General features: G+C 72.9%; 24 protein-coding genes. 11 read left to right on the forward strand and 13 right to left on the reverse strand.

What is annotated here, in order from left to right:
- The first annotated feature begins 69 nt into the window (after positions 1 to 69).
- Positions 70 to 279, forward strand: coding sequence for an acyl-CoA carboxylase subunit epsilon (locus AB0N04_RS13900; RefSeq protein WP_360219132.1), 210 nt, complete (start codon positions 70 to 72; stop codon positions 277 to 279).
- A gap of 211 nt (positions 280 to 490) precedes the next feature.
- The gene (locus AB0N04_RS13905; protein WP_360219135.1) at positions 491 to 1,108 is read left to right on the forward strand and encodes a ScbR family autoregulator-binding transcription factor; all 618 of its coding nucleotides are present in this window, start codon (positions 491 to 493) and stop codon (positions 1,106 to 1,108) included.
- Between the two features lie 86 nt (positions 1,109 to 1,194).
- Here the strand turns inward: AB0N04_RS13905 and AB0N04_RS13910 are convergent, their stop codons facing one another.
- The gene (locus tag AB0N04_RS13910) at positions 1,195 to 1,821 is read right to left on the reverse strand and encodes a ScbR family autoregulator-binding transcription factor (protein WP_360219138.1); all 627 of its coding nucleotides are present in this window, start codon (positions 1,819 to 1,821) and stop codon (positions 1,195 to 1,197) included.
- Between the two features lie 346 nt (positions 1,822 to 2,167).
- On the opposite strand from AB0N04_RS13910, the gene AB0N04_RS13915 reads away from it, so the two are divergent.
- A complete protein-coding gene (locus tag AB0N04_RS13915; protein ID WP_360219141.1) occupies positions 2,168 to 3,262 on the forward strand; it encodes a ScbA/BarX family gamma-butyrolactone biosynthesis protein in 1,095 nt (364 codons plus the stop codon).
- A gap of 74 nt (positions 3,263 to 3,336) precedes the next feature.
- Here AB0N04_RS13915 and AB0N04_RS13920 read toward each other — a convergent pair whose 3' ends face one another.
- The 7 genes from AB0N04_RS13920 to hemL all read right to left on the reverse strand — a co-directional run bounded on the left by AB0N04_RS13920 (position 3,337) and on the right by hemL (position 10,628).
- A complete protein-coding gene (locus AB0N04_RS13920; RefSeq protein WP_360219144.1) occupies positions 3,337 to 3,723 on the reverse strand; it encodes a hypothetical protein in 387 nt (128 codons plus the stop codon).
- Positions 3,724 to 3,863: 140 nt separating this feature from the next.
- Positions 3,864 to 4,994, reverse strand: coding sequence for a c-type cytochrome biogenesis protein CcsB (gene ccsB, locus AB0N04_RS13925; protein ID WP_360219147.1), 1,131 nt, complete (start codon positions 4,992 to 4,994; stop codon positions 3,864 to 3,866).
- 3 nt (positions 4,995 to 4,997) lie between these two features.
- A complete protein-coding gene (locus AB0N04_RS13930; protein ID WP_360219150.1) occupies positions 4,998 to 6,764 on the reverse strand; it encodes a cytochrome c biogenesis protein ResB in 1,767 nt (588 codons plus the stop codon).
- A 2-nt stretch (positions 6,765 to 6,766) separates the two neighbouring features.
- On the reverse strand, positions 6,767 to 7,555 hold the full coding sequence (locus AB0N04_RS13935; RefSeq protein ID WP_360219153.1) for a cytochrome c biogenesis protein CcdA: 789 nt from the start codon (positions 7,553 to 7,555) through the stop codon (positions 6,767 to 6,769).
- The gene (locus AB0N04_RS13940) at positions 7,552 to 8,160 is read right to left on the reverse strand and encodes a TlpA disulfide reductase family protein (protein ID WP_363364297.1); all 609 of its coding nucleotides are present in this window, start codon (positions 8,158 to 8,160) and stop codon (positions 7,552 to 7,554) included. The genes AB0N04_RS13935 and AB0N04_RS13940 overlap by 4 nt, the downstream gene beginning before the upstream one ends.
- 194 nt (positions 8,161 to 8,354) lie before the next feature.
- On the reverse strand, positions 8,355 to 9,005 hold the full coding sequence (locus tag AB0N04_RS13945; RefSeq protein WP_360219192.1) for a histidine phosphatase family protein: 651 nt from the start codon (positions 9,003 to 9,005) through the stop codon (positions 8,355 to 8,357).
- A 294-nt stretch (positions 9,006 to 9,299) separates the two neighbouring features.
- Positions 9,300 to 10,628, reverse strand: coding sequence for a glutamate-1-semialdehyde 2,1-aminomutase (gene hemL, locus AB0N04_RS13950; protein ID WP_360219159.1), 1,329 nt, complete (start codon positions 10,626 to 10,628; stop codon positions 9,300 to 9,302).
- Positions 10,629 to 11,060: 432 nt separating this feature from the next.
- On the opposite strand from hemL, the gene AB0N04_RS13955 reads away from it, so the two are divergent.
- Positions 11,061 to 11,549 carry a hypothetical protein gene (locus AB0N04_RS13955; RefSeq protein WP_030304763.1) on the forward strand — a complete coding sequence of 163 codons (489 nt, stop codon included), beginning with the start codon at positions 11,061 to 11,063 and terminating at the stop codon, positions 11,547 to 11,549.
- Positions 11,550 to 11,648: 99 nt separating this feature from the next.
- Here the strand turns inward: AB0N04_RS13955 and AB0N04_RS13960 are convergent, their stop codons facing one another.
- The 4 genes from AB0N04_RS13960 to AB0N04_RS13975 all read right to left on the reverse strand — a co-directional run bounded on the left by AB0N04_RS13960 (position 11,649) and on the right by AB0N04_RS13975 (position 15,863).
- Complete coding sequence (locus AB0N04_RS13960; RefSeq protein ID WP_360219162.1) at positions 11,649 to 12,137, reverse strand: MarR family transcriptional regulator; 489 nt, start codon at positions 12,135 to 12,137, stop codon at positions 11,649 to 11,651.
- 62 nt (positions 12,138 to 12,199) lie between these two features.
- A complete protein-coding gene (locus AB0N04_RS13965; protein ID WP_360219165.1) occupies positions 12,200 to 13,480 on the reverse strand; it encodes a glycosyltransferase family 39 protein in 1,281 nt (426 codons plus the stop codon).
- Positions 13,481 to 13,695: 215 nt separating this feature from the next.
- Entirely contained in the window at positions 13,696 to 15,372 is a 1,677-nt protein-coding gene (locus tag AB0N04_RS13970) for an RICIN domain-containing protein (RefSeq protein ID WP_360219168.1), read from the reverse strand.
- Between the two features lie 251 nt (positions 15,373 to 15,623).
- Positions 15,624 to 15,863 (reverse strand): chaplin, encoded by a 240-nt coding sequence (locus AB0N04_RS13975; RefSeq protein ID WP_360219171.1) that lies wholly within the window; start codon positions 15,861 to 15,863, stop codon positions 15,624 to 15,626.
- 239 nt (positions 15,864 to 16,102) lie between these two features.
- On the opposite strand from AB0N04_RS13975, the gene AB0N04_RS13980 reads away from it, so the two are divergent.
- From AB0N04_RS13980 to AB0N04_RS13995, 4 genes are all read left to right on the forward strand, one after another.
- Positions 16,103 to 16,357, forward strand: a complete 255-nt coding sequence (locus tag AB0N04_RS13980) for a chaplin (protein ID WP_360219174.1) — start codon at positions 16,103 to 16,105, stop codon at positions 16,355 to 16,357.
- A gap of 231 nt (positions 16,358 to 16,588) precedes the next feature.
- The gene (locus tag AB0N04_RS13985; RefSeq protein ID WP_360219177.1) at positions 16,589 to 16,831 is read left to right on the forward strand and encodes a chaplin; all 243 of its coding nucleotides are present in this window, start codon (positions 16,589 to 16,591) and stop codon (positions 16,829 to 16,831) included.
- 107 nt (positions 16,832 to 16,938) lie between these two features.
- Positions 16,939 to 17,208 (forward strand): chaplin, encoded by a 270-nt coding sequence (locus tag AB0N04_RS13990; RefSeq protein ID WP_360219180.1) that lies wholly within the window; start codon positions 16,939 to 16,941, stop codon positions 17,206 to 17,208.
- 119 nt (positions 17,209 to 17,327) lie between these two features.
- A complete protein-coding gene (locus AB0N04_RS13995) occupies positions 17,328 to 17,702 on the forward strand; it encodes a hypothetical protein (RefSeq protein WP_360219183.1) in 375 nt (124 codons plus the stop codon).
- A gap of 100 nt (positions 17,703 to 17,802) precedes the next feature.
- Here AB0N04_RS13995 and AB0N04_RS14000 read toward each other — a convergent pair whose 3' ends face one another.
- Positions 17,803 to 18,510, reverse strand: a complete 708-nt coding sequence (locus tag AB0N04_RS14000) for a hypothetical protein (RefSeq protein WP_360219186.1) — start codon at positions 18,508 to 18,510, stop codon at positions 17,803 to 17,805.
- A gap of 280 nt (positions 18,511 to 18,790) precedes the next feature.
- Here AB0N04_RS14000 and AB0N04_RS14005 point away from each other — a divergent pair, with 280 nt between their 5' ends.
- The 3 genes from AB0N04_RS14005 to AB0N04_RS14015 all read left to right on the forward strand — a co-directional run.
- Positions 18,791 to 19,135 (forward strand): hypothetical protein, encoded by a 345-nt coding sequence (locus tag AB0N04_RS14005; RefSeq protein WP_031063477.1) that lies wholly within the window; start codon positions 18,791 to 18,793, stop codon positions 19,133 to 19,135.
- A gap of 77 nt (positions 19,136 to 19,212) precedes the next feature.
- Positions 19,213 to 19,557 (forward strand): rodlet layer protein, encoded by a 345-nt coding sequence (locus AB0N04_RS14010; RefSeq protein WP_188309838.1) that lies wholly within the window; start codon positions 19,213 to 19,215, stop codon positions 19,555 to 19,557.
- A 134-nt stretch (positions 19,558 to 19,691) separates the two neighbouring features.
- The coding region (locus AB0N04_RS14015; protein WP_363364352.1) for a nicotinate-nucleotide--dimethylbenzimidazole phosphoribosyltransferase at positions 19,692 to 19,788 on the forward strand (97 nt) is incomplete at its 3' end.

Raw genomic sequence — 19,788 nt, forward strand, 5'->3', positions numbered from 1 at the left:
CGAGCGCGGTCCCGCAGCACGCACGTCCGAGCGACACCACACCACAGACACCGGGGGAGAAACCAGAAAATGACCGCTTCCGCCGAACCCCTCGTCCGCATCGTCCGCGGCTCCCTCTCCGACGAGGAGCTGGCCGCCCTCACCGCCGTGCTGATGGCGCGCGCCGCCGCCGCGCAGCAGGCCGGCGCGGCCGCCCTGGTCGAGCCGATCGCCACCTGGCAGCGGCTGGACCGCCGCCCGGCCTACTACTCGCCGGTCAGCTGGCAGCAGGCCGCCTGACGGCCCACGGCACCGCCGACGGCCGGTCACCCCACCCGGGTGGCCGGCCGTCACCCCTTTCCGGCGGCCTCCGGTGCCGTGCCACCGGGGGTCGGTTCCGCCCCGAACGGGCTCGGTAGAATACCTACTGGACGGTATGCGGCCCGCCGCCCCGCCGGCCCCCATAGGATCGGCCGCTGCCGAGCTACCAGAACTATCCAGGGAGGCTGCGATGGCCAGGCAGGCCCGCGCGCTGGCGACCCGCCAGGCGGTACTCCTCGCGGCGGCCGAGGTCTTCGACGAGCGGGGCTACGCCGCCGCCACCATGTCCGAGATCCTGGATCGCGCCGGCGTCACCAAGGGTGCGCTGTACTTCCACTTCCGTTCCAAGGAGGAGCTGGCACTCGCCGTCATCGAGGGTCAGGGCGCCTGGCTCGCCACCTGGCAGCCGTCCTCGGACAGCCCGGTGCAGACCCTGATCGACCTCGGGTACGCCTTCGCCCACGCCCTCCAGGACGACCCGCTGGTGCGTGGCAGCATCCGGCTGACGATCGAGCACGGCAGCTTCACCCAGCCGCAGATCGCGGCCTACCAGGGCTGGTCGGACGTCGCCCGCGGGCTGCTGGAACGCGCCCGCGACGCCGGCGACCTGCACCCGGGCGTGGACCTCGCGGCGGCCGCCGGAGTGATCACCGGGGCCGTCACCGGGATCCAGCTGAGCTCCCAGGTGCTGACCGACCGCCGGGACCTGATCCAGCGGATGGCCGACCTGTGGACGCTGGTGCTGCCCGGCCTGGTGCAGCCGCACGCGCTGGCCCGGCTGAGCGTCGCCGAGCGCGTGCCCTCCTGACGGATCGACGGCCCGGTCCCGGGCCTCACGGCCCGGCCTCCCGCCCGCCCGACGGCGCGCCGGACGGCACGGCTGCCGGCGGCGGCTCAGAGCCGGTAGCCGCCGCAGCGCTCCGCCGCCACCAGGGCCGGCAGCGCCGCCGCCCAGAGCCGCCCCACGGCCTCCGAGCACGGCCGGTCCGGCTCCTCTGCGGCGAGCAGCACCTGGCCGGCCGCGACCGCGGTGAGCAGTTCGGCGGCGGCCCGCCGGTCCAGACCGGGACGCAGCTCGCCGCCCTCGGCGGCGCGGTCCAGCAGGCGCCGGACGACGGCCGTGAGGCTGCGCCAGGTGGCGTCCGTACCGGGCAGGTCGTCCGGGGTGCCGGCCCGCGGCGGGCCCTGCCGGCCGAGCCGCACGCCGGCCCGGACCAGGACGTCCTCGCGCAGCAGCCGGGCGAGTTCGTGCGAGAAGTCGATCAGGCCCTGGAGCGCCGGATCGCCGGTGCGCAGGGCGCGCAGCGCGGCCGACCCGATCTCGCGCCCGGCCGCGGCGCGGACGCCGTCGGCGAGGGCCTGCTTGGAGACGAAGTGGAAGTAGAGGGCGCCCTTGCTGACCCCGGCCCGCCGGCTGATGTCGACCAGGCTGGCGGCTTCGAACCCGACGCTCGCGAAACTGTCCGCAGCGGCGAGCAGCACCGCCTGCCTGGTCCGCCCCGCGCGTTCCTGCTTGACCACTGGGCCCCTCCGGACTCGGCCGGGCGCGTTCCCTCCCCGCCCGGCTGCTGTCAGCGCGCCGCCGGTGGGGGGCGACGCCTCGCATGCGGACGGCACTGACCGAAACCGCATGGTTGGTATCTAATCTAGCCCCTTGACCGACCCCGCCGTCCAGCGGGGAGGACCCCCGTCCAAGGTCTGCCGTCCCCCGGGCGGGCATTACCCCAGTCCAGGGGCCGGGTAGCGTGGTTGTGCCGGGCTGCGCGGCAGGAGCCACCCCAGACGCAGAAGAGAAACCGGGTGGTCTGTATGTTTTGCCTAGCGTCCGTACCGGCCGCTCGACCGACACCCTGGAGTAGGGCCCGTCATGCCATTGATCGTAGAGCCGGACTTCCACGGTCCGTACGCCCACCCCGGTCCCGGCTACGACTTCCACGAGCGGACCGTCTCCCGCCACCTGGTGCACCGCACCTCGGTGTCGGAGGTGTTCCTGACCGGCTGGCAGGCCACCGGCCCGTACGACTTCCTCCTCGGCGCCCAGTGGCCCCGGCTGCACGGCTTCTACCGGCTGCCCGGTGACCGCTACCACGACCCGCTGCTGCTGGCCGAAACGATTCGGCAGGCCGGACTGCTGATCGGCCACGCCGGATTCGGGGTGCCGCGCGACCACCAGTTCGTCATGGAGGACCTCTCCTACGCCCTCGCCCCGGACGGGCTGCGCACCATCGCCGTCACCGACGAACCCGCCTCGCTGATGCTGGCGGTCCGCTGCGAGGACGTCCGGATGCGGCACGGGCGGCTCGTCTCGCTGCGGGTGCACACCGAGGTCACCCGCGCCGGCCGTCCGGTCGGCCACGGCACCGGGCAGCTGCGGGTCGTCTCCCCCGCCTCGTACGCACGGCTGCGCGGCCCGGGGCCGCGGGGCGCCGTGCCGCCCGCACCGCCCGCGCCCACCGCGCCCGAGCTGGTCGGCCGCGCGCACCCCGGGGACGTCGTGCTGAGCCCCACCCTGCGCCCCGACACCTGGCTGCTGCGCACCGACGCCCGGCACCCGGTGCTCTTCGACCACGCGCTGGACCACGTGCCCGGGATGCTGATGCTGGAGGCCGCCCGGCAGGCCGCCCAGCGGCTCCGCCACCCCGAACCGGTGGTGCCGGTCGAGTTCGTCAGCTCCTTCGACCACTACATCGAGCTGGACCGGCCCTGCCTCGTCCGGGCCGTCCACGAGCAGGCGCCGGACGGGCGCCGGCTGCCCGTCCGGGTGCTGCTGGTCCAGGACGGGCGCACGGCCGCCGACTGCCGGCTGCTCACCGAGCCGATCGACGGGCCCGCCGACGGCCCCACCGACGGGCCGGCCGACCGCCCGGCGGGGCGCCCGACGGTGCCCACCCGGCGGGAGCCCTTCGAGGACCGCCCCGCCGAGCCCGTCCTGGGCGGCCCCCGACTGCCGCTGGCCAGCTGAGCCGTGTCCGGCCCCGGCCGGACACGGTCAACGCCCGTCCGGCCCCGGCCGGCGCCCCGCGCGCCGGCGGCCGGTCAGGCGGCGACCAGGGCCGACGGCCGCCCGGCGTGCATCACGCTCAGGTTGGCCGCCAGCCGGACCGGGTCCTGGGCCAGCCAGAGCCGCAGCGCCGCGCCCAGCGCCGCGCTGGCCGAATCGATCCGGACCTCGGTGACCTGCGCGATCCGCGCCGCGCCGGGCACCAGCAGGTCGGCCAGCGGGGTCGGCAGCCAGACCGTCAGCGCACACGGCGCCGGCGTGGCGAGGGCCCCCAGCAGCCGGTAGGCGTCCCCCGGCGCGCTGAGCACGGGGATGATGTCCAGCAGGCCGTCGGCCACCACCTCGGACACGTCGCTGCGGTGTCCCTGGGCGAGCCGGCGGAGCAGCATGCGCTCGGCGGCGGTGATTCGGACGGTCAGCATGACCTCGTCGCACTCCATTGCGCGATTTCCTCCTCGTTCCTCCCCGTGCCGGCACCGACGGCCGGCACGAACTACCCCTGTCGCACCTCGGCCCGGCCACCTTCTGCGGAGAGCCGGGCCGGTGGGTGACTGTGCCCCGGTCAGATCCCCGCGTACGAGTGCTTGCCGGTGACGAAGATGTTCACGCCGTAGTAGTTGAAGAGCCAGCAGGCGAAGGCCGCCAGCGCCAGGTAGGCCGCCTTGCGGCCCTTCCAGCCGGCCGTCGCCCGGGCGTGCAGGTAGCAGGCGTAGGCGACCCAGGTGATGAACGACCAGGTCTCCTTCGGGTCCCACTCCCAGTACTTGCCCCAGGCCGCCTCGGCCCAGATCGCACCCGCGATGATGGTGAACGTCCACAGCGGGAAGACCAGGGCGTTGATCCGGTAGGACAGCTTGTCGAAGGTCGACGCGGCCGGCAGGCGGCGCCAGACCGACGCCGGGGTGCCCAGCGGGCCGCTGGTCAGGCCGGCCGCCATCCGCTTGTCGAAGGCGTCCTTGCCGAGGTACAGCAGCGTGGCGATGAACGCCGCGTAGAAGGCGCCGCCGCAGAAGATCGCGGTGGAGACGTGGATCGCCAGCCACGGCGAGTGCAGCGCCGGGACGAGCTGCTCGGAGTCCGTGTACAGCACCGTGGTGGCGATGCCGAGCGTCAGCAGCCCGGCGAGGACGACCGGCAGGCCCAGCCAGCGGACGTTCTTCCGCGCGGCCAGCAGCACCAGGTACGCCGCCGTCATGGCGAAGGCGAAGGCGCAGGAGAACTCGTACATGTTGCCCCACGGCCAGCGGGACACCGACAGGCCGCGGGTGACGATGCCGCCCGCGTGCAGCAGCGCGCCGAGGACGGTCAGCGAGACCGCGATCCGGCCGGCCAGGTCGGCCCGGTCGCTGGTGCCGGCCGCGCCCGGGCCGTCCTCCTCGTCCGCGCCGCGCCCGCTGGTGACCACCGTCGCGCCCGCGCCCGCCACGGCGGTGCGGGTGAGCGTGGCGGTGCCGCCGCCGGCCTTGGCGACGGTGACGGTCACCTTCTTCGTGCCCTTGGCGTCCGCCGCGGCGACGGTCTCGGCCAGGCTGCCCGACTGCTCCGTCGAGCGGACGGCGACGGCGCCCTTGCTGCCGAAGGTCCACTCGATCATGTGGGCGAACATGGCGAGCGTGTAGACCACCATGGCCGAATAGATCAGCTTGTTGGAGAGGTCGGCCAGCTGTGGGTCGACCCCCGAGGCGAGATGCACCGTCTACTCCTTGGAGTTCTGGTCGGCAGGGGCTGCGGGTTGCGGGGGTGCTTCCGGGGCCGTGGCGGTCTCCGGTCCCGGGCCTCCGGGACCCGGCTCCCCGGGTGCGGTACCGTCCTCGTCCTCCGACGCCGGGGCGTCGTCCTGGAGGTCCACCGCGAGTTCGGCCAGCTCCTCGGCGATCTTCGCCGACTCGCTGCGGGCCAGTCCGGCCAGCTCCACCTGGGTGCCGCCGCCGGGCAGGGCGACCGCCCGGACCCAGATCCGGCGGCGCTGCACGAACAGCGAGCCGATCAGACCGAGGATCGCCAGCACCGCACCGGCCAGGGCGATCGAGTTGCCCGGGCGGTGCGAGACGTTGAAGCTGGCCCACTGCTTGTAGCCGTCGAAGGTGACGCTGCCGTAGCCGTTCGGCAGCTCCCAGGCCTGGCCGGGCTTGAGCCGGGCCTTGGCGGGCTGGTCGTCCTGCGTCAGCTGGGTCAGCTTGCGGGTGTTCAGCTGGTAGATGTTCTGCGGCAGGCCGGAGTCGGTGCCGAGGTCGCCGGCGAAGGCGTTCAGCACCAGCTCGGGGGCCGCGTCGCCGGGGAACAGGGACACCGGCCCGGTGCCCTCGAAGCTCAGCGGGGCGGTCGGCAGGAAGAAGCCGGAGAAGCCCAGCTGGGTCCTGCTGCCGTCGGGCCCGGTGCCGTAGTCCGAGACCTTCACGACGCCCGTGGAGGTCAGGTTGCCGTCCTGCGGGAGGAACGGCGTGGCGCCCTGGTAGACGACCTCGCCCTTGCCGTTGCGGACGGTGATGACGGGCGCGTAGCCGTGCCCGATCAGGAAGACCTTGCTGCCGCCGATCTCCAGCGGGTGGTTGACCTCGATGGTGCCCTTGCTGCGCTTCGACGCGTCGCTGCCCGTCGAGTACTCGACGTTCGCGGTGAACTGCCGGGCGGCGCCGATCTGGTCGCCCTTGTCCTGGAACTTGGCGGTGAAGCCGTCCAGCTTCAGGTAGAAGGGGTCGAGGTCCTCGTTGCCGTAGAAGCGGGTGCCGTTGAAGTCGTCGAGCTGGGTGATCGTGTTGGAGTACCCCTCGCCCTCGACCATCAGCTTGCCGCCGGTGCCGGAGGCCAGGCTGGCCCAGGCGAAACCGCCGAGCAGGGCGAACAGCGACATGTGGAAGAGCAGGTTGCCGACCTCGCGCAGGTAGCCCTTCTCGGCGGCCACCGAGCCGCCGGCCAGGTTGGCGCGGAAGCCGCGCTTGCGCAGCAGCCGGTGGGCGGCGGCGTTCACCGCGTCGGGGTCGGCCGCGGTGCGCCAGGCCGCGTGCACCGGCATCCGGGTCAGGTTGCGCGGCGCGGCCGGCGGCTGGGCCCGCAGCACGCCGACGAACTGCCAGGTGCGCGGGACGATGCAGCCGGCCAGCGAGACGAACAGCAGGATGTAGATCGCCGAGAACCAGACCGAGCTGTAGACGTCGAACAGCTGGAGCTTCTCGTAGACGGGCGCGACGGTGGCGTGCTGCGCCTTCCAGGCCTCGACCTTCAGCTGGCCCTGGCCGTTCTGGTACTGCGGGATCAGCGAGCCGGGGATGGCGGCCAGCGAGAGCAGGAAGAGCAGGATCAGGGCGACCCGCATCGAGGTCAGCTGGCGCCACATCCAGCGCGCCCAGCCGAACGCCCCCATGCCGGCCGGTCCGTCGGACTCGACCGGCGCGGTGCTGAGCCGCTCGGCGGCCGCGTCGTCCGGAGCCTGGGGCGGCTCGGTCTCGGTCGTGGTGTTGCTCACGGTCAGATTCCGATCCGGAAGTCGGCGGTCCAGGTCTGCAGTTCGCTCATCATCGAGTCCCAGACACCGGTGACGAGCAGCAGACCGACCGCGACGAGCATGCCGCCGCCGATCCGCATGACGAGCGGGTAGTGCCGTTTGACCCACCCGAAGGCGCCCAGCGCCCGGCGGAAGGCGACGGCGGCCAGGATGAACGGTACGCCCAGCCCGAGGCAGTAGAAGGTGGTGAGCAGCGCGCCACGCTGGGCGTCGGCCTGGTTGAGCGCGAGGTTCTGCACCGCGGTGAGGGTCGGGCCCATGCACGGGGTCCAGCCGACGCCGAAGACCACGCCGAGCATCGGCGCGCCGAGCAGGCCGACCGCCGGGCGGCGGTGCGAGCGGACCTCGCGCATGCTCAGCCCGGGCACCAGGCCCATGAAGGCCAGGCCCATCACCACGGTGAGCGAGCCCAGCACGATGCTGATCGTCCGCTTGTAGTCCTGCAGCTCCTGGCCGAAGTAGCCGAAGAGCGCCCCGGTGGAGACGAACACCGCGGTGAAGCCCAGGATGAACAGCACCACGCCGAGCAGCATCCGGCCGCGCCGCGAGCCGCGGGCGTCCGCGAGGTCGGCGGCGGAGAACCCGGTCACGTACGAGAGGTAGCCGGGCACCAGCGGCAGCACGCAGGGCGAGAAGAACGACGCCAGCCCGGCCGCCAGCGCGACCGGGGCGGCCACCAGCAGCGCCCCGCTCTGGACGGTCGTGGTGGTGTCGGCCAGGTGCGCGCCGGCCAGCTGGAGCGCGGCACTCACTGCTTCTGCTCCGCGACCACCGGCTGCAGGATCGACTCCAGCGCGTCCTCCACCGTGCCGCCGACGGCCCGGGCCGCCAGCTTGCCGTCGCGGTCGACGATGAGGGTGGTCGGGATGGACTGCGGGTTCAGGCTGCCCTTGGGGAACTTCAGCAGCTGGGTGCCGGCCGGGTCGAAGATGCTCGGGTAGGTGACGCCCTTCTCCTGCTCGAACCGGACGGCGTTGGCCTTCTCGGTGTCCCGGGTGTTGACGCCGAGGAACTGGACGCCCTGGTCCTTGTACTTCTCCGAGACCCGCTGCAGGTCGTCCGCCTCGCCCCGGCACGGCCCGCACCAGGAGCCCCAGACGTTCAGCACCACGACCTTGCCCCGGTAGTCGGAGAGCTTCACCTGGGCGCCGTCCAGCGTCTCGCCGGAGATGTCCGGAGCCTCCTGGCGGTGGCCGGCCTCGGCCTTGGAGACGTTGGTGCCCTTGACGGTGACGAAGCCCAGCTGGCTCTCACCGCTGCTGGACGAGCCCGAGGAGGAGCAGCCGGTGAGGGCGAGCGCAGCGGCGGCGGCGGTGGCGGCGGCGGCTGCGGCGACACGGGGACGGGGGCGCGCCATGGCAGACATGTGAAAAGTTTCGCATGGAGTCCCGGGAGGGTTCGGGGGGGTCCTGCCTTGCGCGTCGCACCCCTCCTGACCTGCGACTGGACCGGACCGCCCGGCGTGCGCCGGGCGGTCCGACCCCATACTTACGCACCGCTTACGCGCCGTCCGTGCGGGGCGTGAGCGGGGCGCGCGGGGCCCGGGCCCGCTCAGGCGCCGAAGCTCTTGCCGACCGGCTTGTCGCCCTTGCGGCCCTTGCCCACCAGGTGCGCGGGCAGCAGGTCGCGGGCCGGCTCGCGGTAGCCGACCGAGACGATCCTGTCGCCCTCGAAGGTGAAGCTGGTCAGCGAGGCCAGCGAGCACTGCCGGTTGCGCGGGTCGTGCCAGAGCCGGCGGCGCTCGACGAAGGAGCGGAGGATCCAGATCGGCAGCTGGTGGCTGACGCAGACCGCCTCGTGCCCGCGCGCGGCGTCCCGGGCGGCGCCGAGCGCGCCCATCATCCGCACCACCTGGTCGAGGTAGGGCTCGCCCCAGGAGGGCTTGAACGGGTTGGTGAGGTACTTCCAGTAGCCCGGGTTGCGCAGTGAGCCGTCGCCCACCCCGAAGGTCTTGCCCTCGAAGACGTTCTCCGCCTCGATCAGCCGCGCGTCCGCCGCGACCTCCAGGCCGTGCGCCTTCGCGATCGGCTCGGCGGTCTCCTGGGCCCGCTCCAGCGGGGAGGCCACCACGTGGGTGATGTCCCGGCCGGCCAGGTCCTCGGCCACCCGGTCGGCCATCCGCCGGCCCAGTTCGGACAGGTGGTAGTCCGGCAGGCGGCCGTACAGGACGCCCTCCGGGTTGTGCACCTCACCGTGCCGCATCACGTGGACGACGGTGATCTCTTCGGCGCTCACTTCTCGGTACTCCTGGGAATCGGGGTGAACTGGGGCGTGGCCAGGGCGTGTCTTTCGGATCACGTCGGATCAGCGGGCGTCGTTGGGGTGCGTGCATCGGCGGCGCCGAGGAGGGAGTCCATGCGGTGGGGGCACCTCCCGGCCGCCAGGCTGGGGGCCATCGGCGACTGACGAGAAGCCGGCGTGGGGGTACCCCCGGCCGAAGGCTGGGGGAGTGCGTGCCCCGGCGGCGACCGCCTGGCGTGATCCGAAAGACACGCCCTAGGCCGTGGCAGCGGCGGCCGCGCGGGCGGCGGCGGGCAGGGCCGCGGCGATCCGCTCGAGGGCGCGCTCGTCGTGGGCCGCCGAGACGAACCAGGACTCGAAGGCGGACGGCGGCAGGTAGACGCCCTCGGCGAGCATCGCGTGGAAGAAGGCGGTGAAACGGTACGCCTCCTGGGTCTTCGCCTCGTCGTAGTTCGTGACGGCGGCGTCGGTGAAGAACACCGAGAACATGTTCCCGGCGGTCTGCAGCCGGTGCACCACGCCCTCCTTGGTGAGCGCCTCCGACACCAGCCCGGAGACCTCGGCGGCCACCCGGTCCACCGTCGTGTACACCTCGTCGGTGCAGCCGCGCAGCTGGGCCAGGCCCGCCGCGGTGGCGACCGGGTTCCCGGACAGGGTGCCCGCCTGGTAGACCGGGCCGGCCGGGGCCAGGTGGGCCATCACGTCGGCGCGGCCGCCGAAGGCCGCGGCGGGGAAGCCGCCGCCCATGACCTTGCCGAAGGTCAGCAGGTCCGGCGCCCAGCCCTCGCCGGCCGCCTCCAGGCCGTACCAGCCGGCCTTGGAGACGCGGAAGCCGGTCATCACCTCGTCGGAGACGAACAGCGCGCCGTTCGCCGCGCAGAGCCGGGCCAGGCCCGCGTTGAAGCCGGGCAGCGGCGGGACGACGCCCATGTTGCCGGGCGAGGCCTCGGTGATCACGCAGGCGATCTCGCCCGGGTGGGCGGCGAACGCCTGCTCGACGGCGGCCAGGTCGTTGTAGGGCAGCACGATGGTGTCGCCGGCCTGGGCGCCGGTGACGCCCGGGGTGTCCGGCAGACCGAAGGTGGCCACCCCGGAACCGGCCGCGGCCAGCAGCGCGTCCACGTGACCGTGGTAACAACCGGCGAACTTCACGACCTTCGCCCGGCCGGTGAAGCCGCGGGCCAGCCGGATCGCGGACATGGTGGCCTCGGTGCCGGAGGAGACCAGGCGGACCTGCTCGACCGGGGCGACCCGGGCGACGATCTCCTCCGCCAGCTCGACCTCGCCCTGGCCGGGCGTGCCGAAGGAGGTGCCGTGGGAGACCGCCCGCTGGACGGCGTCGATCACGGCGGGGTGCGCGTGGCCGAGGATCATCGGGCCCCAGGAGCACACCAGGTCGACGTACTCGCGGCCGTCGGCGTCGGTGAGGTAGGGGCCGGTGCCGGACACCATGAAGCGCGGCGTGCCGCCGACGGCGCGGAAGGCGCGCACCGGGGAGTTGACGCCGCCGGGCGTCACCACGGAGGCGCGGTCGAACAGCGACTGGGACTGGGGGGCTTCGTAGGGGTAGCTCACGGGAGACATGGTCTCAAATCGTGTCCTTGAGCTCTGCATGTCGGACCCGATCATCTGGAACGATGATCCGGGCACCGTTGTCTGTACGGTTGTCCGTACAGCAGGGGCCCTGACCGCTCCGGAGCACGGACCGGTCAGACTGTGCACCCGGGGTGCGCAGGCGCTCCGGTTGTGTGCAGGGGTGTGGAGAGGACTGCCGCGTACCGCGAGTGGGTACGGCGGCGCATGACGGGTAAGGAGCACGTCCGGTGGGACGCCGGGCGTGCGGGGGTCTGTCGATTCCGGCGAATTCCGGTGAGGATGGTCCGAGTGTCCGAGGCGCAGGACGGCTACGACGAGGCCGCGGGGGGCTCCCGCAGGCCCGCCGAAGCCGCACGCGGGGGTACGGGAGCGGGTACGGGTCGTGGTCGTCGCGGTGGCGAGAGGCGGGGTGAGGGACGCGTGGGGGTGACGTACAAGTACTTCGGCGCACCGGACCGCGCCACCGCCGCCAGAGTCCCCACCGCCCTCGGCCCCGGGGGGCTCGGTCTGGACGCGGGCGAGCTCGGCTCGCTCGGGCGCCTCGGCGACCTGATGGAGACCAGCGGCTCCCCCAACGGCCACCTCTCCACCAAGATCAAGCCGGAGACCATGAGCGCCATGGTGCTCACCGGCATCCAGGGCGTCCCGCTGCACCAGGTGCCGCCGCTGGAGCTGGTCGTGCTGCACCCCGACTACGCCGTCGTCCAGCTCCCGCACAACGTCGTCGAGCCGCTGCGCAAGGCCGACGAGACCGAGCTCGGCGCCGCCGCCTTCATCTGGTCCACCGTCCCCGACCGGCGCGGACCGCGCGACGCCTTCGTGATCTACAGCATGCTGCACGAGTGGCAGGACTTCGCCAACCGCCTGCACGAGGCGGGGCACCAGCTGTACTGCCTGGTCTGGCCCTAGGGTTCATCTGACAGCTCCGCCGCCCCGGCCGCTCGACGCGGGCCGGGGCGAGGTCGGTTGACGCCCGGTCAGCCCTCCCCGCGGGCCCCCGGGCAGGGCTCAGCCCCGGGCGCGCCGCGCGCGGCGCACCGTCCGTTCGCTCTCCACCGGCTCCGCCAGGTGCCCGCCCACCAGGTGCGTCAGCGCCCGCACGAACACCTCCTGCTCGGGCTGCGGCAGCGACTCCAGCAGCTCCCGGTGCACCCGGTCGGCGATCGCGGTGCCCTGCTCGACGACGCGCCCGCCCGCCTCGGTGACCGAGATGATCCGGGCCCGCCGGTCCGTCGCGGACGGGCGGCGCTCGGCCAGCCCCAGCTTCTCCAGCTCGTCCACGGTGACCACCATGGTGGTCTTGTCCAGGTCCGCCAGCTCGGCCAGCTGGATCTGGGTGCGTTCGGACTCCTGCGCGTGGAAGAGCACGCAGTACGCGCGCGGCGTGATGCCGAGCTCCGTGAAGGCGGCCGCCATCCGGGTCGCCAGCACGTGGCTCGCGTGGTCCAGCAGGCCGGAGATGTCTCGGATCTGGCGCACGGGCGGGGTCGTCGTCATACGTCCGAGGTTAGCAACGGCCCGTCCACTCCCGGATGATCCCGTTGCCAACCAACGCGGGTCTACGGGATACCCAACTCGAACAGCGCATAGCCCGCGTACCAGCCCGCCGCCACCACCGGCATCGCGAACAGTCCGACCAGCGAGGAGGTCCGCACCCGGCGCAGCGCCACCGCCAGACCGATGAACAGCGGGAACGCGGGCAGCAGGTAGCGCGAGATGTTGCCGAAGATCTGGTTGCTGCTCAGCGCGGTGATGATGGTCAGCGCCGTGTAGACCACCAGCACCAGCGGCGGGCGGGTCCGTCGGAGCAGCACCAGCAGACCGGGCAGCGCGATCAGCAGGGCGATCGCGATCAGGTCCGGAACGGGATTGGACTGCCAGAAGTCCCAGTGCCCGGTGATCACGTCCATGACCGTGCGGACCGTGGACGCACCACCGTCGAAGTAGCGGTTCCAGGCGCCGCGCTGCAGCTTGAAGTAGCCGCCCCAGTCGCCCATCCGGTACCCGACCCAGACCACGTAGCCGAGCAGGCCCCACGGGGTGACCAGCATCGCGAACAGCGGCCGGCCCACGCCGTCGGTGCGCCGCACCAGCGCCACCAGGGCCGCGATCGACACCGCCGCGATCAGCGCCGCCGCCGTCGGCCGGTTGAGGCCCGCCACCAGGGCCAGCAGGCCGGCCGCCACCCAGCGGCGGGTCATCACGCAGTAGCAGGCCCAGGCGGACAGCGCGACGAACAGCGAGTCCGAGTAGACCGCCCACTCCACGCCCGAGCCAGGGAACAGGCCCCAGATCACCGCGGCGATCACACCCGCCCGGAACCCGCCGAGCCGCTCCGCGACCGCGAAGATCCCGGCCGCCGCGACCAGCGAGGCCAGCACCGAGACCGCTATCCCCGAGCCGTACGGCCCCAGCCCGGTCACCGCGCCGACCAGCCGCATCAGCCACGGGTACAGCGGGAAGAAGGCCGCCGAGTTCTCGTAGTAGGTGGCCAGCGGCCAGCCGTGCAGCGGGATCAGCTGCGGGTCGTACCCGTTCTCCGCGATCCGCTGGTACCAGACGCCGTCCCAGGTGCCCAGCACGTCCCACGGCTGGGCCCCGCCGCCGCGGCCCGGGTCCTTCTTCAGGAAGTCCCCGGTGTGCGACAGCAGCACCATGAAGACGGTCAGGCCGACGGCCTTGACCACCGCGTACGCGCCGAGCGCGGGTGCGAAGCGGTCCACCAGCGCCCCGAACCGCCCGGGCACCCGGCCCGACGACTCCTCCGAACGCTCCACGTCCGGTGCCGCGGGCGCACCGGGCTCCTTGCTGGACGACTCGGTGCTCGATGCCGTGCTCATCTGCTCTCGGTACTCCCCGCCCCGCTCGTGGGTCCGCGCGGCTACGGCGCAGCGATTTTTCAGGTGAGCCTACGGCACGCCCCCGAGCGCCCGGCTCCCAGCCGCCCGCCCGGAACCCCGTGGCGCCGCCCCGCCCGCACCGGCGACGGCCCCGCGTGCCGACGCCCCGCCGCCGCACCGGATCCGGGCGGTGGCGGGGCGTCGGGTGCGGAGGGTCAGCTCGGGAGGTAGACGATGCCGAGCTTGGTGAGCTGCCAGAGCTGGTTCGGGGCGCCCGTGTCGGCGGTGAGCTCGACGAGCGGGTTGCCCTTGGCGTCGAGCGTGCTGCCGGGCGCGACCACCTTGCCGCGGTCCTGGGAGTCGGCGATCTTGTAGCGGCCGTCGCCCGCGGACACCAGGACCCAGTGCTGGTTGCCGCCGCCGTTGCAGCGCCACTGCTGGATGCGGGTGCCGGGGGCGGTGGAGGCGGCGTTGGCGTCCAGGCACATGTCCCGGTTGCCGCTGAAGTCGAGCTCGAAGCTGCCGCCGGCCTTGGCCTCCAGCACGAAGGACTGGTTCAGCCCGCCGCCGGCCGGATAGGTGATGGCGGCCCGGCCGTTGGTGGAGTCGCCGTAGGTGCCGCCGCCGCTGAGGTCGAGCACGTTCCCGTTGCCCGCGTTGGTGAGCTGGTACCAGGAGCCGTCCTCGGGGGCGTCGCCGAACGGCTTGCCGGGGGTGAGCGGCCGGATCGAGGTGGTGTTCTTCGGATCGAGCGTGCAGTAGGCCTGCGCCAGGTCGGGCTCGGCGAAGAACTGGCCGAGGCAGACGCCCTCGCCCCGGTAGCCGGCGACCCGCAGGTGGTACGACTGCCGGACCATGTTCATGCACAGGCCCGGGATGCCGATCTGCGAGTCGCACCCGTTGCGCGCCCACTCGGAGAGGTTGATGACGTCCCCGTTGGAGTACTCGTACGGGGAGCTCGTCCACTCCGCGCAGACCTCGTGCCCGAAGGCGACCCTGCGCTGGTCGAGGTAGCGCACGCCCGGCACCTGCTCGGCGGCGCCGCGCAGCGCGTCGCTGAAGGTCGGCACCACCCAGTTGTGGCCCCAGGCGAGGTCCTCGGGGAAGGCCGGGCAGCCGTCGGCGATCTTGCCGAGGTAGTCGTTGCGCCGGATGTCCGGGGTGATCGGGTTGAAGTACGACTGGTAGACCAGCTGGTACGAGGTGTCCGGGTAGCCCGCCCGGCGCATGGTCTGCCGGACGTTCTGCAGCGCGGCCACGACCTTGGGCTGGACCCGCTTGGCGCGCTGGACGATCTCGGCGCTGCCGATGGTGTCCCGGCAGCCCTGGTCCTTGGGGATCGGGAAGTACTGCGCGAGGCAGTGCATCATGATCCCGCTGAAGTCGAAGTCGTCGTTGGCGCCGATGGTGACGACGACCATCTTGACGTCGTACTTCCCGGCCACGTCGGCGAGTCGGACGTCCTGTTTCGGCTCGCCGAAGTCCCCGCTGCCGGAGCCGGTGACCTTGGCCAGCTCGGGGTCGCTGACCAGGTCGCCGGTCTGGGCGCCGGAGCAGGCGAGGTCGATCGGGGTGACCCCGGGGATGTCGGTGACGAAGATCTCCGACTTGGGGTGCCGGTGGCAGTAGTTGGTGGGGCTGTCGGTCTCGGGGAAGTAGCCGTCGCCGGTGTCGGTGCCGGCGCCCTCCCCCGAGATGGCGCTGTCGCCGAGGGCGACGATCGCGGCCGGGCGGGTGGCGCCGGCCTGCGGGGCCGGGTCGGCGAGGGCGGCCGGCGCGCCGGCCAGGCCCAGGGAGGCGACGAGGGCGCCGGTGGCCAGCAGTGCGCCGTAGGGGGAGCGGCGCGCCGGCTTCCGTGGGCGCCGCGCCGCTGACAGTCGGGACCTGATCACACGCGACTCCTTGCGGGGGTGGGGGGCCGCCCGGAGGGGCGCCGAGCGGCGCGGGGCAAGAAAGGTGAGCAGGTCTCACATTCTAGGTACTGACAAGTAGTGCAACAAGGCTCGTGACAGCGGCGGAACCTGAGGCCCCGTCGGCCCGCGTGGCGCCCGCGGGGAGGCGGGCACGACGAAAGCCGCCGCTCCGCACCCCAGGAGGGAAGCGCGGAGCGGCGGCTCACACCCCGGCCGAACCGGGTGCGGGATCAGCCCACGTTGGCGCAGTGGTTCCCGAACGCCGGGTTCAGCAGGCCGACGATGTCGATGGTGTTGCCGCAGAGGTTGACCGGAACGTGCACCGGAACCTGGACCTGGTTGCCCGAGATGACACCGGGGGAACCGGCGGCGACGCCCTCGGCGCCGGAGCTGGCCATCGCGGTGCCGGCGCCGGCGGCCACGATGCCCACCACGGCCGCGCCGACGGCGGCGGTCTTCTTGATGCTCATACGAGCCTCCTGACTGTTCAACAGAGATGCACGGGGAGTGCGACATCTAGAACGACACCCGTCCGGAGCGGTTGCGACGGTGCGCGCACTGTCACCCGTGTGGCCCAACGGGCACGGCGACCGGCATTCGGGTGATCACGGGTGATCCGCCGACCGGACCGTTTCCCCCGGCCCCCTCCCTCGTTCTCCCTGGCGGAACACGCTCCATCCGGTCCTACACAACGAATCGAGTACCGCCCATGCGCAAGCTCGCCCACGGCGTCGTCGGCACCGCGGCCACCGCCGCCCTGCTCGCCGCCGGCGCAGGCGCCGCGTCCGCACACCACCTGCACGGCGCGTCCGCCGAGGGTGCCGCGGCCGGCTCCGCCGGCGTGGTCTCGGGCAACGAGCTGCTGATGGTTCCCGTCGACGTCCCGGTGAACCTCTGCGGCAACTCGATCGACGTGGTGGGCCTCCTGAACCCGGCGTTCGGCAACCACTGCCTCAACGCCTGACCGGGAATTCCTGGTCGCTCCCCCTCCGAACCGTTCCCGGCCGTGCGGGAACCGTCCGCGGGGAGCCGGAAACGACGCGACGGCTGCGTGCGCCCGCGCCACGGGCGAAACACGCCGGTGTGCGCCGTCGGAGTGACAATCACGGCAATCCCAGAAGCCATCGGGTGAGTATTCCCGCTCGCCCGGCCCCCGACATTTCGCATCCGTCGGGCAGAAAACGGAGGAAAGAACATGCGTAACCTCAAGAAGGCCGCCGCCCTCTCCCTGGCCGCGACCGGCCTGGTCCTCGGTGCGGCCGGCGGCGCGTTCGCCAGCTCCGGTGCCGAGGGCGTCGCCGCCGGCTCCCCGGGCGTGCTCTCCGGCAACCAGATCCAGATCCCGGTGCACATCCCCGTCAACGTCTGCGGCAACAGCATCGGCGTCATCAGCATCCTGAACCCGGCGTTCGGCAACTCCTGCGCCAACATCGGCTGAACCCGCGGTCGCCGCAGCGGCGACTGCTGATTCACCGACCGTGCCGCGCCCCGGAGCGCCGGGGCGCGGCACGCTCCACCCGTGTGTGATCGAGGAGATCAACCCCCATGCAGAACGTGAAGAAGGCCGCTGTCCTCTCCGCCGCCGCCGCCGGCCTGGTGCTGGGCGCGGCCGGCTCCGCCGCCGCGAGCTCGGGCGCCGAGGGCGTGGCCGCCGGTTCCCCCGGTGTCGCCTCCGGCAACCAGATCCAGATCCCGGTGCACATCCCGGTCAACCTGTGCGGCAACAGCATCAACGTCATCGGCGCCCTGAACCCGGCCTTCGGCAACAGCTGCGCCAACGCCGAGATGCACCCGCAGCACGCGGACGACTGCTGATCCCCGATCGGCACGCGTTCCGGCCGAACTGCCCCCCGACCAGCCGGCCGGGGGGCAGTTCGGCGTCCCCGGCGCCCGGTGGCCGACCGGGCCCCCGATCCACCGAAGGGTGATACCGCATGGTTTCGAAGAAGGGTGGGGCCGGCGTGGCCGCCGCCGTCGGCGCCGCGATGCTGCTCGGTGCGGGCTCGGCGCAGGCCGCCCCCGCGGCGGGCCCCGCACCCGGGCCGGCCACGCTGGCCAAGACCGACGTCGGCCAGGCGCTGAACGGCACGACCTCCGGGCTCGGCTACGGCGTCGCGCCGATCAAGAGCCTGCGCCTGGACCCGTGGGCCAACTCCTCCGCCGACGTGCTCAACAACGGTGCGACCGTGCAGCCGGACCAGGGCCTGGCCCCAGTGGGCACCGGCACGCTGACCGGACCGCTGAGCGCGGGCGGCGGGGTCAAGGACCTCCCGCTGGTCGGCGGGCTGACCGGCGCCCTGCCGGGCTGAGGGCGCGGACGCGCCGGAGCCCGGCACCCCGCCTGGTGGCCAGGGGTGCCGGGCTCCGGCGCGTCGGGCCGGTGCCCGACCGGCTCAGAGCCGGGTGAGCTCAGAGCCGGGTGAGGTCGGCCAGACCGCTCTGCCGGACGAGGCCGGTGACGGTCGAGGTCGCCGTGTCGGTCGCGTCGGTCTGCTGCAGGACGCCGGTGGCGGTCGCGGTGGTGGTGGTGGCCAGCGCGTTCGCCTCGTCGGTGACGGAGAGCCGGCTCTCGTCGCCGCCCAGGCTCGCGGTGGCCCCGGGGACGGTCTGCACGGCACCGGGCACCAGGCGCGGGTCCACCTCGTCCACCCGGATCCGGCCGTCGGCGAGCTGGCCGGTGCCGTCGTGCACCAGGGACAGCGGCTTGCCCACGTCCAGGCCGGGCGTCTTGGCCTGGAGCGGCGCGGCCGGGGCCTCCAGCAGCACCTCCCCGAGGTCGGCGCCCTGGTCGACCAGCGGGAGCGGCAACTGGGCCTTGGCGCTCGGGCCGACCTTGCCGGTGGCCAGCTGGGGCACCAGGTGGTCCGGGAGCAGCCCGTTGTCGGTGGTCCGGCCGGCCGGCGGCATGACCAGCGAGGTGGGGATGCCGGCCGTGACGCGGCTGCCCAGCGGGGTGAGCGGCACGTCGGCCGGGACCTGCTGGGTGGCCAGCTTGTCCTCCAGGGCTCCGACCTGGTCGGGGCTCACGGCCGGGGCGGCGGAGGCCGCTCCCTGGGAGGCGAGCACGCCCGCACCGACCGCCAGCAGCATCGCGCCGGCCCGCTTGGAGAACTTCATGCTTTTCACCGTTCCTTCGGGGAGGGCTGCGGGGCCGCAGCCGGAAAGCAATCTGCCTCAACGAGTGACGGTGAGCCCGGATTGCGGCGGTTAACCGGTTCGGCCTAATAATCCGACCGGAAACCACCCATCGACGCGCCTCCCGGACTGTTTTAAAAAATGCCCGTAACCTTCCGTGCCGTCATTCTTTGATCTGGACGTCAGTGACTGCAGACCGGGTCTGAGCGTTCTACGCGTTGTACGCACGGAAACCAAGAGCATTTCAGAGAGGGATCTCCCCATGATCCAGAAGTCCTTCGCCGCCGCCGGCCTGGCCGTCGCCGCGCTGGCCGCCGCCGCCGCGCCCGCCTCGGCCATCGGGGACGCGGACGGCGCCGCCGCCTCCATCGAGGGCAACGGCGGTACCAACTTCACCGGCACCGTCGGCAACAACAGCCCGAACTTCCACTTCCTGGACAACGCGAACGTCTGCCTCCCCGAGATCCACAACATCGCCGTCGGCGTTCTCGGTGTGGCCGTCCCGGTCGAGGTCCCGATCGCCAACAGCGGTGGCAAGCAGTACTGCACCCAGGGCCAGGGCACCCAGAGCCACGGCGACGCGGGCGTGTCCCACCTCGTCGGCTGACGCTCCCCCAGCCGCACTCCCCCCCGATCCACCCTTCGAATCGCTCCCCGATTCACCCCTCGAGAGGAAAACCGGAAATGATCAAGAAGTCCCTCGCCGCCGCCGGCCTGGCCGCCGCCGCCATCGCGATGTCCGCCGGCTCGGCCTCCGCCATCGTCGACTCGGACGGCGCCGCCACCTCCGTCCAGGGCAACGGCGGTACCAACCAGACCGGCACCCACGGCAACGGCAGCCCGAACTTCCACACCCTGGACAACGCGAACATCTGCCTGCCGGAGGTCCACAACATCGCCGTCGCCGTGGTCGGCGTCGCGGTTCCGGTCGAGGTGCCCGTCCTGAACAGCACCCCGAAGCAGATCTGCAACGTCGGCCAGAACACCCAGTCCTCGGGCGACGCGGGTGTCTCGCACCTGATCGGCTGATCAAGGGGCCTGGTACGGACGGAGGGCCCGGGGAGGTACGTCTCCCCGGGCCCTCCGGGCTCTGCGGACGAGGTTCCCGGCGGTCCGCCCGCACGGGTGGGACCGGCCGGGTGACCGGTCGTCGGGGGCGGCGCGTGGGGCCGGCCGAGGTCACCGGCCGCGGCACCGGCATCGACGACGAGACCCACGCCCGCAAGATCGAGGTCATCCGCGCCGCGCTGGCCCTGCACC

It is taken from the genome of Kitasatospora sp. NPDC051702, assembly GCF_040681575.1.
Taxonomy (GTDB): Bacteria; Actinomycetota; Actinomycetes; order Streptomycetales; family Streptomycetaceae; genus Kitasatospora.

Bases quoted from the DNA above. Each gene is read 5' to 3' on its own strand.
- AB0N04_RS13900 (WP_360219132.1), top strand. From the start codon at position 70: ATGACCGCTTCCGCCGAACCCCTCGTCCGCATCGTCCGCGGCTCCCTC.
- AB0N04_RS13905 (WP_360219135.1), top strand. From the start codon at position 491: ATGGCCAGGCAGGCCCGCGCGCTGGCGACCCGCCAGGCGGTACTCCTC.
- AB0N04_RS13915 (WP_360219141.1), top strand. From the start codon at position 2,168: ATGCCATTGATCGTAGAGCCGGACTTCCACGGTCCGTACGCCCACCCC.
- AB0N04_RS13920 (WP_360219144.1), bottom strand. From the start codon at position 3,723: ATGCTGACCGTCCGAATCACCGCCGCCGAGCGCATGCTGCTCCGCCGG.
- AB0N04_RS13940 (WP_363364297.1), bottom strand. From the start codon at position 8,160: ATGGCGCGCCCCCGTCCCCGTGTCGCCGCAGCCGCCGCCGCCACCGCC.
- AB0N04_RS13945 (WP_360219192.1), bottom strand. From the start codon at position 9,005: ATGCGGCACGGTGAGGTGCACAACCCGGAGGGCGTCCTGTACGGCCGC.
- hemL (WP_360219159.1), bottom strand. From the start codon at position 10,628: ATGTCTCCCGTGAGCTACCCCTACGAAGCCCCCCAGTCCCAGTCGCTG.
- AB0N04_RS13960 (WP_360219162.1), bottom strand. From the start codon at position 12,137: ATGACGACGACCCCGCCCGTGCGCCAGATCCGAGACATCTCCGGCCTG.
- AB0N04_RS13965 (WP_360219165.1), bottom strand. From the start codon at position 13,480: ATGAGCACGGCATCGAGCACCGAGTCGTCCAGCAAGGAGCCCGGTGCG.
- AB0N04_RS13975 (WP_360219171.1), bottom strand. From the start codon at position 15,863: ATGAGCATCAAGAAGACCGCCGCCGTCGGCGCGGCCGTGGTGGGCATC.
- AB0N04_RS13980 (WP_360219174.1), top strand. From the start codon at position 16,103: ATGCGCAAGCTCGCCCACGGCGTCGTCGGCACCGCGGCCACCGCCGCC.
- AB0N04_RS13985 (WP_360219177.1), top strand. From the start codon at position 16,589: ATGCGTAACCTCAAGAAGGCCGCCGCCCTCTCCCTGGCCGCGACCGGC.
- AB0N04_RS13990 (WP_360219180.1), top strand. From the start codon at position 16,939: ATGCAGAACGTGAAGAAGGCCGCTGTCCTCTCCGCCGCCGCCGCCGGC.
- AB0N04_RS13995 (WP_360219183.1), top strand. From the start codon at position 17,328: ATGGTTTCGAAGAAGGGTGGGGCCGGCGTGGCCGCCGCCGTCGGCGCC.
- AB0N04_RS14000 (WP_360219186.1), bottom strand. From the start codon at position 18,510: ATGAAGTTCTCCAAGCGGGCCGGCGCGATGCTGCTGGCGGTCGGTGCG.
- AB0N04_RS14005 (WP_031063477.1), top strand. From the start codon at position 18,791: ATGATCCAGAAGTCCTTCGCCGCCGCCGGCCTGGCCGTCGCCGCGCTG.
- AB0N04_RS14010 (WP_188309838.1), top strand. From the start codon at position 19,213: ATGATCAAGAAGTCCCTCGCCGCCGCCGGCCTGGCCGCCGCCGCCATC.